The sequence below is a fragment of the Kribbella sp. NPDC006257 genome, assembly GCF_040613535.1.
GTDB lineage: Bacteria > Actinomycetota > Actinomycetes > Propionibacteriales > Kribbellaceae > Kribbella.
Genome location: NZ_JBEXSJ010000012.1, coordinates 111,514 through 128,412, shown reverse-complemented (window position 1 = coordinate 128,412; position 16,899 = coordinate 111,514). Strand labels below are relative to the sequence as shown.

Below are 16,899 nucleotides of genomic sequence, written 5' to 3'. Positions count from 1 at the left end.
TGAACAGTTGACTTCTGCGCATTAGTGCTCAAAATCATGAAGCTATGGCAACTTCACGCAAGATGGCGGTCGTCGCGCTGGTCGGTCTCGGGCTGCTCGGCGGCGGGATGCAGGCAGCCTCGGCGGCGCCGCCGAACGCGACGTACACGGTCACGGTCGGCGCCAAGGGCAGTTGGACGACCCCGACGGACACGCCGCCCGGCGCCTACGTCGACAAGGACGGGACGTTCTACTTCCAGCAGTCGGCTGCCCTGTACGGCGCCACCGAGCCGCGGAAGTGGGACTTCTACACCGGCACGAACATCGACACGGCGACGAAGTCCAGCGCCATCAGCAATGCCGTGAACCCGAACAACGCCGACGACAAGAACAACGACACCACCTGGCGCTGCAACAACAGTCCGACCGGGCTGGAGTCGACGTTCGCGCCGAGCGGTTCGAGTTACTCGCAGAAGAACTTCTGCGACCTGGCCGGCGTCTGGGTCGATCCGGACACCGGCGACTGGTACGGCCTGGTGCACAACGAGTTCACGCCGCAGCCCTTCGGTGACGGGCTGCACTACGACGCGATCGACTACGCGGTGTCCACCAATCAGGGCAAGACCTGGACGATCAAGAGTCACGTCATCACCTCGCCGTACAGCACCAAGCGCAACGACACGACCGGCTTCCCGAACCAGACCTACTCCTACGGCGACGGCGACCAGCGGCTCCTCGTAGACACCGCTTCGGGCTACTTCTACGTGTATTACGGCTCGCGGATCATCGACAAGTCCGGCGGCTGGAAGAACTTCCGCGAGCATGTCGCGCGGGCCAAGATGTCGGGCAAGATGGCACCGTCCTCCTGGCAGAAGTGGTACGACGGCGCCTGGTCGCAGCCCGGCGTCGGTGGTCTCGAGAGCAACCTGGTGCCGGTCGACGCGAGCAACACGACGGGGTACACGCCGGTCGCGAAGGAGTACAAGCCCACCAGCGCCGGCTCGGTGGACCAGCAAGTTGCCGCTGGCACCCTTTCGCCGACCTCACCGCTGTTCGTGATGGACGTTGCGTACGACGCCTACCTCGGGCTCTACATCGGCGAACCGCAAGCGGTCCGGCAGGACGGCAAGGAGCCGCAGCACTTCTACGTCACCGACGACCTGACCACGCAGAAGTGGTACGAGATCGGCACCACCGGCAGCTACACGACGGCCTCCTGGTACCGCTGGTTCGTCGACAGCGCGAACAAGACCAGCTCGGCGATCATCGGCAAGTCCTTCCGCTCGTACTGTTCCTTCGGTTGCTCCGGTGGCGCGTCCGGTGAGTACGTCAATCTCACTGTGGACTCGACCGCACCGGCAGCGGCGCCGCTGGATCTCACCAAGACCTACCGGATCGCCAACGGTGGCGGCCGGATCCTGGCTCAGCAGTCCGGTACGACGGCAACCACGTCCGTCGGCACCTCCTCCGGATCAGCCCTGGAAGCCTGGTACTTCGTTGCCAACGGCGACGGTTCCTACCGGATCCTCAACTCGTCGACCGGCCAGGCACTCGGCGTCGACTCCGGTACGACGAGCAGTCGCGCGTGGGGCACCAGGCCGACCGTGACCATCACCGGATCCAGCGTCGGGCAGCAGTGGTGGCTCATCAAGAGTTCCGGCGGAACGTTCCGCTTCGTCAACCGGTACAGCGGTCTCGTCCTCGGCCTCTCCTCGGACTCCACCCGTCTTGCCGAAACCACGCCGACCCGCGACTGGACCAACGCGACCGGCAACGCAGTCGGCGGGACCAGGACCGGTTCGGAGCAGACACTCTCCCTCACTCAGGTCGGCAGTGCGCCGCAGAACCTCAATGGAGTCCACACCATCTCGACCGGCGGCAAGGCACTCGACGACCCGGACCGCAGTACGGTGGCCGGCACTCAACTGATCACCTGGACGGCACACGGCGACACCAACCAGAAGTGGACGTTCACCCAGCAGTCGGACGGTTCCTACACCTTGACCAACGGATCGTCCGGTCTGTGTGCAGACGTCAACGGCGGCGCCACCACCGCAGGCACCGCGATCATCCAATGGACCTGCGGCACCGGCGCCAACCAGCGCTGGACCGCCACCAAACTTGCCTCCGGCAACTACACCCTCAAGTCGGTGAGCAGCGGCCTCCTGCTGACCACGGCCTCCACCGCAGACGGCGCCAAGGTCACCCAACAACCCGACACCAACTCGCCGCTGCAGCAATGGACCATCAGCTGACAGGAGTTGACTCGAGTTTTCGGCGGATGAGGACGAGGGTTTTCGGGGCGTCGTGGTCGAGGGCCAGGGCGATCTGATCCAGGAGCTGCCAGTACTGGGGCTTCTCGGGCCAGTCGAGCGGGATCGACGTGATCCGGGCGGCCGCGCAACGGACGTGCAGGCGGAACCGGAGTACGGTGTGTTCGCCTTCGTGCGCAGGGGCTTTCGTCAGGCTCTTGGCCAGGGTCAGCTCGGCGAGGAGGTCCTCGCGGGCGCGCTCGGCGACGGCGAGCGGCTCGCGTTCGGCGAACCAGTCGCGGACCGTTTCGACCGCTTGGCGGAGGGCGATGGCGACCAGGGCGAGGATGGCGGTTCTGATGGTTTCGGCCAGCACCGGGTCTTCGGTGTCGAGGGGGATCGCGATCAGGAGGAAGACCTTGACGACGAAACCGACCAGGCCGCTCAGCATCGAGTGGTCCCGGCTGGTCTTGAGCTCGCGCACCTTGAGCTTCAACTGCTCAAGATGAACCAAGACCTGGTCGCGGTCTACGACCAATGAGGTCAGAACACCATCGACCTCAGAGCGCTTAAGGCCGAGGAACTCCGCGACGTCTGGGAGGGGGAGGTCGTCCAGAGCGGCAAGTCGGGGCGCGGCCTTCTTGACCTGCTTCCTCGTACGCCGTCCGCCATCCGATGCGCGCACCACGGATGCGGCGGAGGAAAGCAGCATCTCGAGGTCGCTGATCACCTCGGGCACCACCTCGTCGGCCACCCGCTTGTCGCCGGCACCGAGCGCAGCCAACCGGGTCTTCTCGTGCATCAGCAACCGCTGCAACGCGGTCGGCCCAGCAGAACCGGGCGTCTCCTCGTCAAGCTCCGCCAAGTCGGAGTCGTCCAGCACCAGGCCGTCCCGGGCATCGAGCCCCTTGCCGCCGACCACCGCCGACAGCGCGTCGTCCCGTTTAGGCCCAGGCCTGGAGAAGCTCACCCTTCAAGCCTAACTACATGCCGCGGATCAACCGCGGCTTGTGACGAAGGTGTTGAGTGCTACTGGATCGAGGTCCGGGGTGTGGGCTGCGTAGCCGGGCTGGTTCCAGCCTTCGGCGCCGAAGCCTTGGTAGGTGGCGCCGGCTTGTTCGACGATCAGGCGGCCGGCGCAGATGTCCCAGGCGTTGACCGCGGTGCCCATCGCGGCGTCGACCCAGCCGGCCGCGACGTACGCCAGGCTGAGGGCGGCGCTGCCGGCCCGACGCAGCGTCCCGTACGCCGTGACGAGTTCGCCGAAGTGGGCCAGGCCTTCCGGGCCGTCGACCGCGACGTCGCGGGCGCTGGGGTAGCCGGTGATCAGGAACGCCTCGGCTTCGGCGCGACGGCCGGTGGAGCGCAGAGGATCGCCGTTCAGATAGGCGCCGGAGAGGTCCGCGGTGAAGAGGTCACCGGTCATCGGGTCCAGGATCGCGCCGGCCACGATCCGGTCGCCGACGACGGCGCCGATCGAGGTGCACCAGAAGGCGAGGCCGCGGGCGAAGTTCGCCGTACCGTCGATCGGGTCGACGTACCAGGTGACCGAGCCGCTGCCCGGCTGGGCGCCGTCCTCCTCGCCGACCACGCCGCTGTCCGGGATCCGGGCGGTGAGCGACTTCGTGATCGCCTCCTCCGCCCGGCGGTCGTGCTCGGTCACCGGGTCGTGCTGATCGCGCTTGAACTCGATGTTCATCGTGCCGCGGAAGGCGGCGCGCAGGTCGTCGGCGACCAGCCGGGCGGCCCCGGCGGCGGCCTCGCGCAACTCGGTCGAGTAACTCGTCAGATCGGCGTCGGCGGCGGGCATCTGTCTCCCTGAAGAGTGGGCGTTGGTGCCATCACCCTAAGGTCGGGCATGTCAGGAACAAGTCACGGAGGCGGCCGACATGGGTGAACTGCGGAACTGGGCGGGCAATATCGAGTTCGGCGCGAAGACGCTGGACAGGCCGCAATCGGTTCTCGAGTTGCAAGAGCTGGTGGCAAACAGCGACAAGGTGCGGGTGCTGGGGACCGGCCATTCGTTCAACCGGATCGCCGACAGTCAGGGGCGGCTGGTCTCGGTCGCGGGTCTGCCCGAGGTGCTGGCGATCGACGAGGCGGCGAGCACGGTGACGATCTCGGCCGGCCTGCGGTACGGCGAGGTCACAGCCGGCGTGCATGCGAAAGGATTCGCGCTGCACAACCTCGGGTCGCTGCCGCACATCTCGGTCGCAGGAGCCTGCGCGACGGGGACGCACGGGTCCGGCGACACGAACAAGCCCTTGGCGGCAGCGGTGTCCGGGCTCACTTTCGTCGGAGCAGATGGTGAGCTCAAGACGTTGACCCGGGAGGACCCCGACTTCGCCGGCGCGGTGATCTCGCTGGGCGCACTCGGCGTGATGGTGCGGATCGCGCTCGACCTGGAGCCGGCGTACGAGCTCAGCCAGGTGGTGTACGACGGGCTGCCGGTCGAGCGGCTCAGCTCGGACTTCGAGGAGGTGTTCTCGAGTGCGTACTCGGTGAGCGCCTTCACCGACTGGGTGGATCCCGACGTGATGGTCTGGCGGAAATCGAAGGACACCAGCTTCGACCAGGACTGGCTCGGCGCGCACCAGGCCGACGGCCCGCGGCACCCGATCAAGACGATGCCGGCCGATTTCGCTACCCAGCAAGGAGGCGTACGGGGTCCGTGGAACGAGCGGCTGCCGCACTTCCGGCTCGAGTTCACACCGAGCAACGGGGAGGAACTGCAGTCGGAGTACTTCGTGCCCCGGCAGCGCGCCGCCGAGGCGTTCGCGGAATTGCGGGCCCTGGGCAAGCAGATGGCGCCGCTCATCCAGGTCTCCGAGATCCGCACGATCGCCGCGGACGAGCTGTGGCTCAGCCCGAGTCAGGGCCGGGACACGGTCGCGCTGCACTTCACCTGGATCCGGGACGAAGAGGCTGTCCGGCCCGTCCTCGAACAGATCGAGGAGAAGCTGCTGCCACTGGGTGCGCGGCCGCATTGGGGCAAGGTGTTCGCGGCCGACGCCGGCGTACTGCGGGACAGCTACCCGAAGGTGCCGGACTTCGCCGCGTTGACGACGAAGTACGACCCCGCGGGCAAGTTCCGCAACGAGTACCTGGAGAAGTACCTGCCGCGTTAGGCCCGGGCTACCAGCGGTCGTGCACCTGCGGCCGGATGAGCTCGTCGTAGATCTCCCGTACGGCGGTCAGCTGCTCGTCGGTGAGGGGGCTCAGCGCCTCCGCACCGACGTTGCCGGCGACCTGCTCGGGGTTGCGGGCACCGGGGATGACGACCGAGACGCCGGGCTGGTCCAGGATCCACCGGAGGGCGAACTGGGCCATCGTCGCGCCTTCGGGGACGAGCGGGCGGAGCCTGCGGACCGCTTCCAGGCCGGTGGCGAAGTCGACGCCGGAGAAGGTCTCGCCGACGTCGAAGGCGTCGCCCTTGCGGTTGTAGTTGCGGTGGTCGTCGGCGCCGAACGTGGTGTTCTCGTCGTACTTGCCCGACAGCAGACCGCTCGCCAGCGGGACCCGGGCGATGATCCCGACACCCGCCTCGGCCGCCGCCGGGAGCACCTCGTCGAGCGGCTTCAGCCGGAACGCGTTGAGGATGATCTGGACGCTGGCCACGTTCGGCCGGGCGATCGCGGTGAGCGCTTCCGCGCAGGTCTCCACGCTCACGCCGTACGCCGCGATGCGCTTCTCCGCCACCAGGGTGTCGAGCGCGTCGAAGACCTCGTCGGTGGAGTAGACCTCGGTCGGCGGGCAGTGCAGCTGGACCAGGTCGATCGTGTCGACGCCCAGGTTCTCCCGTGACCGGTCGTTCCAGGCCCGGAACGCGTCCAGGGTGTAGTTCTCGGTCTTCTGCTCGACCCGGCGGCCCATCTTGGACGCCACCGTGAGGCCGTCGTGCTCCTTCAACAGCTTCCCGACGACCCGCTCGCTCCGGCCGTCGCCGTACACGTCCGCGGTGTCGATGAAGGTGACGCCGCCGGCCACAGCGGCCCCCAGTACGGCGAGCGCTTCGTCCTCGCCCACCTCGCCCCAGTCGGCCCCCAACTGCCAGGCCCCCAGCCCGACCACACCAACACTCCGGCCAGTACGCCCCAGAATCCGCTTTTCCATGCCGCCCACCCTAGGCGAGCGTCATCGACTGACCCGCGGCAGGAACGGGTTGTGGGCGACCAGGTCGCCGCTGTACTCGGTCGGGATGGCCGGTTCGCCGCGGCTGAGCTGGCTGGCGCTGCGGGGCAGCTCGTCGCGGACCTTCAGGTGGTGCGCCTGGGACTCGGCGGGCGTCGTCCGGCCGATGATCTTGCCCGCTTCGACCAGCGGCTTGAGCAGCTCGCGGTCGTCACCGTCGTCGACCGGCGGCTGTCCGACGCCGATCAGTTCGAGCTCGGCGACCCCGGCGGCGGACCGCCGGCGCAGGGCGTACTTGCGGCCGCCGATCGAGATCTTGTCCGGGCTCTTCTTCGCCACCGGCGCCATCTCCCCGGTCGAGTCCTCGCGCGCCACCAGCTTGTAGACGAACCCACAGGTCGGGTAACCGCTTCCGGTCACCAGCGACGTGCCCACGCCGTACCCGTCGACGGAAGCCGGCGCGAGGGCGGCGATCTGGTACTCGTCCAGATCGCTGGTCACGATGATCCGGGTCTTCGTCGCGCCGAGCGCGTCGAGCTGCTCGCGCACCTGACCGGCCAGCGACGGCAGGTCACCGGAGTCGAGCCGTACTGCGCCGAGCTCCGGCCCGGTGATGTCGATCGCGGTCTTCACCGCCTCAGTAAGGTCGTAGGTGTCGATCAGCAGGGTCGTTCCTTTGCCCAGGGCATCGACCTGGGAGACGAAGGCGTCCCGCTCGGAGTCGTGCAACAAGGTGAACGAGTGCGCCGCCGTACCGGCACTCGGGATCCCGAACCGCCGGGCCGCCTCCAGGTTCGAGGTGGTGGCGAAGCCCGCGATGTACGCCGCGAGGGCAGCCGCCACGGCCGACTCCTCGTGGGTACGCCGCGAACCCATCTCGATACACGGCCTGCCGCCGGCCCACCAGGTCATCCGGGACGCCGCCGACGCCACTGCGGAGTCGTGGTTCAGGATCGACAGGAAGACCGTCTCCAGCAGCACCGCCTCGGCGAAGCTGGACTCCACCACGAGTACGGGTGAGCCGGGGAAGAAGATTTCGCCGTCGGCGTACCCGCTGATGTCCCCGCTGAACCGGTAATCGGCCAGCCAGTCACAGGTAGCCTGGTCGACGACGGCCCGGTCGCGCAGGAAGGCGATCGCCTGCTCGTCGAACCGGAACCGCTCGAGCGCGTCGAGCAGCCGGTTCACGCCGGCCACCACGCCGTACCGGCGGCCGTCCGGCAGGCGGCGCGCGAACAGCTCGAAGACCGACCGGCGATGTGCCGTACCGTCGGCCAGGCTGGCCTGCAGCATGGTCAGCTCGTAGTGGTCCGTCAGCAGGGCTGTCGTAGCGTTCACGAGGTCAGCCTATTGCGGGCCTGGATCCGATGATGGAGAGAATGGGTAAGTGACCACCGCACCGAGCGAACTCGACAGCCCCGAAGTCGACGAGGCGATCGAGTTGAGCCCACCGTGGGTGACGATCGTCTGGAACGACCCGGTCAACCTGATGGACTACGTCACGTTCGTGTTCCAGACCTACTTCGGCTACTCCAAGGCCAAGGCGGAGAAGCTGATGATGCAGGTCCACGAGGAGGGCAAGTCGGCGGTGTCCAACGGCAACCGCGAGGCGATGGAACGCGACGTCGAAGCCATGCACACCTACGGCCTGTGGGCCACCTGCGAGAAGTCGTGACCAGGTTCCGCAAGCGCAAGAAGACCGTGATCATCAGCTTCGCCGAGCACGAGGCCGACATCCTGGCCAACCTGCTGCGCAACCTGGTCGAGCTCCTGTACGACGGGATGCCGCCGCGCGCGACCGCCACCGGCGACCCGCTCGCCGACCTGCTCGACAACGACGGGCCGACCTCGCCGCCGGAGGACATCGTGCTGCAGCGGCTGCTCCCGGACGCGTACAAGGAGGACGACCACGCGGCGGCGGAGTTCCGCCGGTTCACCGAGCGCGGGCTGCGCGACACCAAGGCCGGTGACGCCAAGCGGGTGCTCGCCGCGCTGGAGGAGTCGTCCGCGATCGACGACGGCATCACGCTGGAGGCCGACGACCAGCTCGCCTGGCTCCGCGCCCTCAACGACCTCCGGCTGGCGATCGGCACCAGGCTCGACATCAAGGAAGACGACTACGGCGTCTGGGAGCAACTCCCCGACGACGACCCCCGCCGCCTCACCTACGACCTGTACGACTGGCTCGGCTACCTCCAGTCGGCCCTCCTGCACAACATGCGCTAAGTCCAGGATGTGGACAGCGGGCCGGGCCGGCGGGGTGAGGGCGTGCGGCTCCGTATCTTGGGGTTGTGCTCATCATCGACTCGGCGACGTACGACGCGATCGTGGCGCATGCCCGGCGGGATCACCCGGACGAGGCGTGTGGCGTGGTGGCCGGGCCGGAGGGATCGGACCGGCCGGAGCGGTTCGTGCCGATGCTGAACGCGGCGATGTCACCGACGTTCTACGAGTTCGACTCCGGCGACCTGTTCGCCCTCTACAAGGAGATGGACGAGCGGGACGAGGAACCGGTGGTGATCTACCACTCGCACACGGCCACCGAGGCCTACCCTTCGCGAACCGACATCGCCCTGGCGCAGGAGCCGAACGCGCACTACGTCCTGGTCTCCACCCGGGACGGCGCGGACAGTCCGTCGTACGGCGGGCCGGTCGAGTTCCGGTCGTACCGGATCATCGACGGCGAAGTGACCGAGGAAGACGTCAAGGTCGTGGCGGATTACAACACAGGAGAGAACTGAGATGGCGATCGAGTTGCGCGTGCCGACGATTCTGCGCACCTACACAGGCGGCGAGAAAGCGGTGAACGGGGACGGCAGCACGCTGGCCGAGTTCATCGACAACGTGGACGGCAGCCACCCGGGGCTGAAGGAGCGGATCGTCGAGGGGGAGCCGGAGGAGCTGCGCCGGTTCGTCAACGTCTACGTGAACGACGAGGACGTGCGCTTCACCGGCGGCCTGAAGACCGGCGTGAAGGACGGCGACGTGGTCGTCGTACTGCCGGCTGTCGCCGGCGGCTGAGGATGCGCTTCGACAGCCTGCTGGACTCGGTCGGCGGTACGCCGCTGGTCGGGCTGCCCAAGCTGTCCCCGTCGGCCGACGTCCGGTTGTGGGCCAAACTGGAGGACCACAACCCGACCGGGTCGATCAAGGACCGGGCCGCGCTGCGGATGCTGCTGGACGCCGAGAAGGACGGCCGGCTGCGGCCGGGCAACACGATCCTCGAGCCGACCTCGGGCAACACCGGCATCTCGCTGGCGATGGCGGCCAAGCTGCGCGGCTACCGGATGGTCTGCGTGATGCCGGAGAACACCTCGCAGGAGCGCCGGCAGATCCTGCGGATGTGGGGCGTCGAGATCATCTCGTCGCCGGCCGCGGGTGGTTCGAACCAGGCGGTCCGGGTCGCCAAGCAGGTCGCGGCGGACCACCCCGACTGGGTGATGCTCTACCAGTACGGCAATCCGTCGAACGCAGCCGCGCACTACGACGGCACCGCCCGGGAGGTCCTCACCGACCTGCCGTCGGTCACGCATTTCGTGGCCGGCCTCGGCACCACCGGCACGCTGATGGGTGCCGGCCGGTTCTTCCGGGAACACAAGCCCGAGGTCAGGATCGTCGCTGCCGAGCCCCGGTACGGCGAACTCGTCTACGGCCTGCGCAACCTCGACGAGGGTTTCGTGCCGGAGCTGTACGACGCGTCGCTGATCGACGCCAGGTTCTCGGTCGGCCCCCGGGACGCCGTCCGCCGGGTGCGCGAGCTGCTCGACAACGAGGGCATCTTCGCCGGCATCTCGACCGGCGCGATCCTGCATGCCGCGCTCGGCCAGGCCGCCAAGTGCGTTCAGGACGGCCAGACCGCCGACATCGCCTTCGTCGTCGCCGACGGCGGCTGGAAGTACCTGTCGACCGGCGCCTACGAGGGCACCATCGACGAAGCCGAGGACCGGCTCGAGGGCCAGCTCTGGGCGTGACGGGGCGTGCGGATCAGGACTGTTTGAACAGCAGCTTTCGTCCTAGCCGGGGATGAGTGCCGCGGCCCTTGCAACTGCTGCACGGGCGTTGGGCGTAGGTGAAGAACGTGCCTTTGTGCCGGCCGGCCCCGTTGCACCTGCCGCACTTGGCGTTCGGGTGCAGCGAGAGCGAGATGACGTAGGCGGCAAAGACGGCGACCGCGAGCAGCAGCAGCATCCCGGTCGGCCCGATGGCCGAGCCGATGTCTGCCGACGTGCTGTTGGCGGTCGTTTCCGCGGCCTGGCCGGCGGCGTGACCTGCGGCCGCGGCGTTGGTCGGTTGCGGATTCGGTGCGGCGGTGGAGCTCAGGGCCACCGCGATCTGGACTGCCAAGTTCATGGCATCGCTAGGGGCGGTTGGAAACACATCCGATAAGAGTGGCCTGCGTCACGTCAGTTTGCAATTCCTGGGAGTAAAGATGTGGACAACTTCGGCGTGTCGTTTCACATCTCAGGTAAGCCTCACCTACAAGCCTGCCCGATAACAGCCCTGACGTAGGGTTCTAGGTGTGGCAGACGCACCGATCGGCATCTTCGACTCAGGTTTCGGCGGACTCACGGTGGCCCGCGCGGTGCTGGACCAGTTGCCGCATGAACCGATCCTCTATCTGGGCGACACGGCCCGCCAGCCGTACGGTCCGAAGCCGATCGCAGAGGTCCGCGAGTACGCACTGGAGTGTCTGGACCACCTGGTCGAGGGCGGCGTGAAGATGCTGGTGATCGCCTGCAACTCGGCCAGCGCCGCGATGCTCCGCGATGCCCGCGAGCGGTACGACGTACCGGTGGTGGAGGTGATCCTGCCCGCTGCCCGGCGTGCGGTCGCTGCCACGCGCAACAACCATGTCGGCGTGATCTGCACGCATGCCACGGCATCATCGCTTGCCTACGAGGATGCGTTCGCTGCTGCCCCGCAGGTCGATCTGCTCACCAAGGCCTGCCCGAGTTTCGTCGACTTCGTCGAAGCCGGTACGACGTCAGGTCCGGAGCTGCTCGCGGCCGCCCATGAATATCTCGACCCGCTGGTCGAGGCCGGCGTGGACACCCTCATCCTCGGCTGCACCCATTACCCGTTGCTCACCGGCGTCATCTCCTACGTGATGGGCGACGAGGTCAGCCTGGTGAGCAGCGCCGAGGAGTGCGCGAAGGATGTATACGGAGTACTGACCAAGAGCGGACTGCTGCGCGCCGACAACCTGCCCGCGCCGCAACACCGCTTCGTCACCACCGGCAACCCGGCGGAGTTCGCGGCGATCGGTTCGCGCTTCCTCGGCCCGGTGCTGTCCGGCGTGGACCAGTTCGCGTGGGTTCGCTAGGTCATCCCTACTGTTGTCCTCGGCACCGGTTCCGGCCGGAATCGCCGCCAGGTAACCGGTTCAGCTGATCCGCGACGCCCTGATGTCGTCTGCGAACCGGGCAACCCGCCGGTAATGTTCAAGATATGAAGCTCACTGTGCTCGGCTGCTCCGGGTCCGTCCCCGGGCCGGACTCGCCTGCCTCGAGCTATCTGGTCAGCGCCGAGGGATTCCATCTGGTCCTCGACCTGGGCAGTGGCGCGCTGGGCGCCCTGCAACGGCATCTCAGCGTGACCCGGATCGGCGCGATCGGCCTGTCCCATCTGCATCCTGATCACTGCATGGATCTCTGTGGCCTGTACGTCGCGGCGAAGTACTCGCCGGTCGCGCCGTTCCCGCGGATCCCGGTCTTCGCCCCGGCCGGCGCGGCGGGCCGGATGGCGCTTGCCTACGACCTGCCCGAAGATCCGGGGATGGAGGAGCAGCTGGAATTCCACAGCTGGCAGGAGATCCAGCAGATCGGGCCGTTCACGGTCCGGACCATCCCCGCCGTCCACCCGGTCCCGGCGTACTCGATCCGGGTTGAGCACGGCAACAAGTCCCTCGTCTTCAGCGGCGACACCGGTCCGAACGACGGCCTGATCGAGCTTGCCCGCGGCGCCGACCTGCTGCTGTCCGAAGCAGCCCTGAAGGACGACGACCCGAACAATCCGGTTGATCTGCACCTCACCCCCGCCGATGCTGGTGAGCATGCGAAACGAGCCGGTGTGAAGCGCCTGGTGATCACCCACGTCCCGCCCTGGTTCGACCGCGACATCCAGGCGGAAGGTGCCCGCCGCACCTTCCCCGGCGAGGTCCTGGTCGCCACTCCTGACGCCACCTTCGAGATCTGATGCTGGTCGAGCTGTCCGACGGCGTCCGCCTGCGCACCTTCACTTCCGGTACGCCGTCCGCGGCGCCACCCGTTGTCCTCTTGCACGGCGGGCCGGGTCTGTGGGACTACCTGGAACCTATGGCAGACCTGATCGAAGGTCGGGTCGTGCACCGGTTCGACCAGCGGGGATGTGGTGGGTCGGATCCCTCCGACGACCAGACGATGCAGCGGCTGCGGGACGACATCGAGGAGCTCCGGCTGTACTGGGGCGACGAGAAGATCGTTGTCATCGGCCACTCCTTCGGCGCCACGCTCGCGCTCGACTACGCCGCGGCGTACCCGGACAGCGTTCTCCGCGTCGGCTTCCTGTCGGGCCTCGGCCTGGGCGATTGGCGGACTCCGTACGACGAGGAGGTGGCGCGCCGGATGACACCTGAGCAGCAGGAGCGGCTCGACAGCCTGGTCGGCCGGAAGCGTAGCCAGGAAGAGGAAATCGAGTTCCGGGCGCTGTCGTGGTTCACCGATCACGCTGATCGCGAGCAGGCCTGGAAGTGGGGGCTGGAGGATGCGGCCTTCCCTTATCCGATCAACTTCGCCGCCAACCGTGCGATCAGTGCCGAGACCTTTGCGCGGACCGACGACGACCGTGCGCGCATCGCGGCTGCCGTCACCGCGCCGGTCTGGTTCGTTCATGGCGACGGGGACCCGAGGCCGGCGAGCGCAGTACAGGAACTGGCGAAACATGTTGCCCAGCACGAGTTCCGGCTGATCGAAGGCGCCGGCCACTCGCTGGATCGCGAGCGACCGGACGCCGTACGGGACGTGCTGGCCGAGATCGTCGGTTAGCCGCGCGACTGGCCGCGGTCGAAGTACTCGATCAGCTCCTGGTCGAGAGCGGGGATGTCGACCGGGGCGCCTCCCGATCGCAAAGAGGTGGTCGCCGCGTAGCCGGCGGCAACGGCTGCGCGGGCCGCGACCGGTGAGGTCAAGGTGGCGCCGCCGTCGCGGACGAAGCCGATGAATTCCGCCACCAGGCGGGGATCCGCGCCGCCGTGGCCGCCCTCGGCCTCCGGGATCTCGACCACCAGATCGGCGTCCTCGCGGTAGCCGGAGCGGCGGCTGTTCCAGACCTTCACCACATCGCCGGAGCCGTCGCCGAAGTTCTCCAGCCGCCCGGCCGTGCCGATCACGGTGTAGTTGCGCCAGTAGTCCGGGGTGAAGTGGCACTGCTGGTAGGTGAGGAAAACCCCGTTGTCCAGTTGGAGATTCGCCATCGAGAGGTCCTCGACATCCATCACCGGCGCGAGACCTTTCTGCTCCAACGGTGGCCAGTTGTCCTCGGAGACGAAGTCGGCGAACCGCTGGCCGGAGCGATCCTGGCGATCCTCGATCCCGCCGTACAGGACCAGGCCGCCGAGCGCGTTCGCCCGGGTGGTGTAGCCGCCGGCGAGCCAGTGCATGACATCGATGTCGTGGGCACCCTTCTGCAGTAGCAGGCTGGTGGTCCGGCTCCGGTCGGCGTGCCAGTCCTTGAAGTAGAAGTCGCCGCCGTGCCCGACGAAGTGCCGGCACCAGATCGCCTTCACCTCACCGATCGCGCCCGACCGGATCAGTTCACGCATCGTCTGTACGACGGGCATGTGGCGCATGTTGTGCCCGACGTACAGGCGCGAACCGCTGTCGTACGCCGCCTGCAGCACCCGGTCGCAGCCGGCCGTGGTGATCGCCAGCGGCTTCTCCACGAACACCGCGACGCCGGCCTGGAGGAAGTCGATCGCCGGGTCCTCGTGCAGGTCGTCGGGCGTGGTGATGAACACGCCGTCCAGGTTCAGGTCGAGCAGTTCCTTGTGGTCGCCGTACGCCTTCGCCTCGGGATAGTTGTCGAGGGCAGCCTGCTGCTGGGCGCCGGACGGGTCGCAGACCGCGACGATCTGCGAGCCCTCGCCGGGACGGTGGGCATGCCGGGCGATCCCGCTGCGGGCGCCGAGTCCCACCAGTCCGAACCGAAGGTCAGTCATGTTTTGGCAACTCCTGCGCATAGTTGTTTGCACAAGCCTATGTCTGGACACTTGCGATCTTCAACACCCGGGTTCTTGAATGGTGTCAACCGACCCGTCATCTGCTCGGCACCCAGGCCTCGTTCGGTGCCGTCACCATGACGGAACGTGAGCCTCCACTATGTGGCACTCGGTGACTCGACGACCGTGGGTGTCGGGGACCCGATGAACGGCAGTACCACCGACCTTTCCGGTGCCGGCGCGCGTCCGGGGGAGGGGTGGCGGGGCTGGGCCTCGCTGCTCGCCGACTCCCTGGGCAGTTCCCACCGTGTGACGTTTTCCAACCATGCGACCAGCGGGGCCACCGCGCCGATGGTGGCCGCCGACCAGCTCCCGGCGACGGGCTCGGACCCGATCGACCTCGCCTCGCTGATCGTCGGCGTGAACGACACGCTGCGATCGACCTTCGACGCCGGCCAGATCCGGGACTGCCTGCAGTACTGCGCGGAGCAGCTGACCGCGCGCGGTGCGCTGCTGCTGACGGTTCGCTTCCACGACCACGGCCAGGTGTTCGGCCTGCCGTCGTGGTTGCGGCGGCCGTTGTGGCAGCGGATAGAGCAGGTGAACACGGCGTACGACGAGCTGTATGCCCGGTTCGGCGGGATCCGGATCGACATGGCCGACTATCCGGAGGTCTATCGCAGGGACTTCTGGAGCGTTGACCGGCTGCACCCCGGTGAGCGCGGGCACCGTCGGCTGGCCCGGGCGTTCGCCGACGAGCTCCACCGCCACGGCATCCCGATCGCCGAACCCCCGGCCCTCGACTGCCTCGGCGACACCCCCTCCAAGTGGGCCGACGCCGTGTGGATGGTCCGCGAAGGCATCCCTTGGCTAGGCCGCCGCGCCAATGACCTCACCCCCTGGGCGGCAAAGATGGCGGCCACCCAACTCCGCACCCTGCGCCCCGGTACGCCGGGGCGCGCGCCCGCCTTCCCCCACGCCACCGATGCGGAGGTGCAGCAGCTTCGGGCTTAGGGTTTCGGGCATGGCGCGTATTGATGGACGTACTGCTGATCAGCTCCGGCCGGTGACCCTGACCCGGAAGTGGCTCGACCATGCCGAGGGGTCGGTGCTGGTCGAGTTCGGCAAGACCCGGGTGCTGTGTGCGGCCAGCGTGACCGAAGGCGTGCCGCGCTGGCGCAAGGGTTCCGGCCTCGGCTGGGTGAGCGCGGAGTACGCGATGCTCCCGCGCTCGACCAACACCCGCTCCGACCGCGAGTCGGTGAAGGGCCGGATCGGTGGCCGGACGCACGAGATCTCCCGGCTGATCGGCCGTTCGCTGCGTGCGGTGATCGACTACAAGGCGCTCGGCGAGAACACGATCCTGCTCGACTGTGACGTCCTGCAGGCCGACGGCGGCACCCGGACGGCGGCGATCACCGGCGCGTACGTCGCGCTCGCGGACGCCGTGTCGTTCCTGCGCGACCGCAAGGCGCTCAAGGGCGAACCGCTGACCGGCTCGGTCTCCGCGGTCTCGGTCGGCATCATCGACGGCGCCCCGATGCTCGACCTCTGCTACGAGGAGGACGTCCGGGCAGAGACGGACATGAACCTGGTGCTCACCGGCGACGGCAAGTTCATCGAGGTGCAGGGTACGGCCGAAGGCGCGCCGTTCGACCGCGCGGAGCTGGACGCGTTGCTGGAGCTCGGTGCGGCCGGGTGCGCCGAGCTGACCAAGCTGCAGCAGGAGGCGCTGGCGTGAGCAAGGTGCTGCTGGCCTCGAACAACCAGAAGAAGCTCGAGGAGCTCCGCCGGATCCTGGAGCCGATCGTGCCCGGCATCCAGGTGCTCGGGCTCGCCGACGTCACGCCGTACGAGGAACCGGCCGAGACCGAGCCGACCTTCGAGGGCAACGCGCTGCTCAAGGCGCACGCCGCAATGGCCGTCACCGGGCTGCCGTCGATCGCCGACGACAGCGGGATCTGCGTCGACGCGCTGAACGGGATGCCCGGCGTGCTGTCGGCCCGCTGGTCGGGCCCGGCCAAGGACAACCACGCGAACAATCTGCTGCTGCTCGGGCAGCTCGAGGACGTCCCGGACGAGCGGCGCGGCGCGACCTTCGTCGCGGCGGTGGCGTTCTGCCGGCCGGGTGCCGAAGATGTCATCGTCCGGGGCGAGATGCCCGGCTCGGTGATCCGCGAACTCCGCGGTACCGGCGGTTTCGGGTACGACGTGCTCTTCCGGGCGCAGGGATACGACCGGACCACGGCCGAGCTCTCGATCGAGGAGAAGGACGCCATCAGCCATCGCGGCAAGGCGCTCCGGGCGCTCGCGCCGATCGTCGCCGAAGCACTGGGAGCCTGA

General features: G+C 68.0%; 19 protein-coding genes. 13 read left to right on the top strand and 6 right to left on the bottom strand.

The window, feature by feature from the left end; all coding sequences use genetic code 11:
• Positions 1 to 44: 44 nt before the first annotated feature.
• Positions 45 to 2,234, top strand: a complete 2,190-nt coding sequence (locus ABZ004_RS17085; protein ID WP_355680817.1) for an RICIN domain-containing protein — start codon at positions 45 to 47, stop codon at positions 2,232 to 2,234.
• Here ABZ004_RS17085 and ABZ004_RS17080 read toward each other — a convergent pair.
• Both ABZ004_RS17080 and ABZ004_RS17075 read right to left on the bottom strand, forming a co-directional pair.
• A complete protein-coding gene (locus ABZ004_RS17080) occupies positions 2,227 to 3,201 on the bottom strand; it encodes a hypothetical protein (RefSeq protein WP_355680816.1) in 975 nt (324 codons plus the stop codon). The two genes, ABZ004_RS17085 and ABZ004_RS17080, sit on opposite strands and share 8 nt — an antisense overlap.
• Positions 3,202 to 3,228: 27 nt before the next feature.
• Complete coding sequence (locus tag ABZ004_RS17075; protein ID WP_355680815.1) at positions 3,229 to 4,041, bottom strand: inositol monophosphatase family protein; 813 nt, start codon at positions 4,039 to 4,041, stop codon at positions 3,229 to 3,231.
• 79 nt (positions 4,042 to 4,120) lie between these two features.
• Here ABZ004_RS17075 and ABZ004_RS17070 point away from each other — a divergent pair, with 79 nt between their 5' ends.
• Complete coding sequence (locus ABZ004_RS17070) at positions 4,121 to 5,359, top strand: D-arabinono-1,4-lactone oxidase (protein ID WP_355680814.1); 1,239 nt, start codon at positions 4,121 to 4,123, stop codon at positions 5,357 to 5,359.
• A 7-nt stretch (positions 5,360 to 5,366) separates the two neighbouring features.
• Here the strand turns inward: ABZ004_RS17070 and ABZ004_RS17065 are convergent, their stop codons facing one another.
• The gene (locus ABZ004_RS17065) at positions 5,367 to 6,344 is read right to left on the bottom strand and encodes an aldo/keto reductase (protein WP_355680813.1); all 978 of its coding nucleotides are present in this window, start codon (positions 6,342 to 6,344) and stop codon (positions 5,367 to 5,369) included.
• Between the two features lie 21 nt (positions 6,345 to 6,365).
• Positions 6,366 to 7,700 (bottom strand): nicotinate phosphoribosyltransferase, encoded by a 1,335-nt coding sequence (locus ABZ004_RS17060; protein ID WP_355680812.1) that lies wholly within the window; start codon positions 7,698 to 7,700, stop codon positions 6,366 to 6,368.
• A gap of 49 nt (positions 7,701 to 7,749) precedes the next feature.
• Between ABZ004_RS17060 and clpS the strand changes: the two genes are divergently transcribed.
• The 5 genes from clpS (at position 7,750) to ABZ004_RS17035 (ending at position 10,333) form a co-directional block, all read left to right on the top strand.
• Positions 7,750 to 8,037 carry an ATP-dependent Clp protease adapter ClpS gene (gene clpS / locus ABZ004_RS17055; protein WP_355680811.1) on the top strand — a complete coding sequence of 96 codons (288 nt, stop codon included), beginning with the start codon at positions 7,750 to 7,752 and terminating at the stop codon, positions 8,035 to 8,037.
• A complete protein-coding gene (locus ABZ004_RS17050; protein ID WP_355680810.1) occupies positions 8,034 to 8,588 on the top strand; it encodes a DUF2017 domain-containing protein in 555 nt (184 codons plus the stop codon). The genes clpS and ABZ004_RS17050 overlap by 4 nt, the downstream gene beginning before the upstream one ends.
• A gap of 65 nt (positions 8,589 to 8,653) precedes the next feature.
• Positions 8,654 to 9,103: a M67 family metallopeptidase gene (locus ABZ004_RS17045; RefSeq protein ID WP_355680809.1), complete on the top strand. Its 450-nt coding sequence runs from the start codon at positions 8,654 to 8,656 to the stop codon at positions 9,101 to 9,103.
• A gap of 1 nt (position 9,104) precedes the next feature.
• Positions 9,105 to 9,383 (top strand): MoaD/ThiS family protein, encoded by a 279-nt coding sequence (locus ABZ004_RS17040; RefSeq protein ID WP_355680808.1) that lies wholly within the window; start codon positions 9,105 to 9,107, stop codon positions 9,381 to 9,383.
• 2 nt (positions 9,384 to 9,385) lie between these two features.
• A complete protein-coding gene (locus tag ABZ004_RS17035; protein WP_355680807.1) occupies positions 9,386 to 10,333 on the top strand; it encodes a pyridoxal-phosphate dependent enzyme in 948 nt (315 codons plus the stop codon).
• Between the two features lie 13 nt (positions 10,334 to 10,346).
• Here ABZ004_RS17035 and ABZ004_RS17030 read toward each other — a convergent pair whose 3' ends face one another.
• On the bottom strand, positions 10,347 to 10,712 hold the full coding sequence (locus ABZ004_RS17030) for a hypothetical protein (RefSeq protein WP_355680806.1): 366 nt from the start codon (positions 10,710 to 10,712) through the stop codon (positions 10,347 to 10,349).
• Between the two features lie 169 nt (positions 10,713 to 10,881).
• Here ABZ004_RS17030 and murI point away from each other — a divergent pair, with 169 nt between their 5' ends.
• The 3 genes from murI to ABZ004_RS17015 all read left to right on the top strand — a co-directional run bounded on the left by murI (position 10,882) and on the right by ABZ004_RS17015 (position 13,384).
• A complete protein-coding gene (gene murI / locus ABZ004_RS17025; RefSeq protein WP_355680805.1) occupies positions 10,882 to 11,685 on the top strand; it encodes a glutamate racemase in 804 nt (267 codons plus the stop codon).
• Positions 11,686 to 11,810: 125 nt separating this feature from the next.
• Positions 11,811 to 12,557 (top strand): MBL fold metallo-hydrolase, encoded by a 747-nt coding sequence (locus tag ABZ004_RS17020; RefSeq protein ID WP_355680804.1) that lies wholly within the window; start codon positions 11,811 to 11,813, stop codon positions 12,555 to 12,557.
• Complete coding sequence (locus tag ABZ004_RS17015; RefSeq protein WP_355680803.1) at positions 12,557 to 13,384, top strand: alpha/beta hydrolase; 828 nt, start codon at positions 12,557 to 12,559, stop codon at positions 13,382 to 13,384. Before ABZ004_RS17020 ends, ABZ004_RS17015 begins: the two co-directional genes overlap by 1 nt.
• Here the strand turns inward: ABZ004_RS17015 and ABZ004_RS17010 are convergent.
• Entirely contained in the window at positions 13,381 to 14,556 is a 1,176-nt protein-coding gene (locus tag ABZ004_RS17010; protein ID WP_355680802.1) for a Gfo/Idh/MocA family oxidoreductase, read from the bottom strand. The two genes, ABZ004_RS17015 and ABZ004_RS17010, sit on opposite strands and share 4 nt — an antisense overlap.
• Positions 14,557 to 14,703: 147 nt before the next feature.
• Here ABZ004_RS17010 and ABZ004_RS17005 point away from each other — a divergent pair, with 147 nt between their 5' ends.
• The 3 genes from ABZ004_RS17005 to rdgB are packed head-to-tail and all read left to right on the top strand — an operon-like array spanning position 14,704 to position 16,899.
• Positions 14,704 to 15,570, top strand: a complete 867-nt coding sequence (locus tag ABZ004_RS17005; protein WP_355680801.1) for an SGNH/GDSL hydrolase family protein — start codon at positions 14,704 to 14,706, stop codon at positions 15,568 to 15,570.
• Positions 15,571 to 15,580: 10 nt separating this feature from the next.
• Positions 15,581 to 16,297, top strand: a complete 717-nt coding sequence (gene rph / locus ABZ004_RS17000; protein WP_355680800.1) for a ribonuclease PH — start codon at positions 15,581 to 15,583, stop codon at positions 16,295 to 16,297.
• Entirely contained in the window at positions 16,294 to 16,899 is a 606-nt protein-coding gene (gene rdgB / locus ABZ004_RS16995; protein ID WP_355680799.1) for an RdgB/HAM1 family non-canonical purine NTP pyrophosphatase, read from the top strand. Before rph ends, rdgB begins: the two co-directional genes overlap by 4 nt.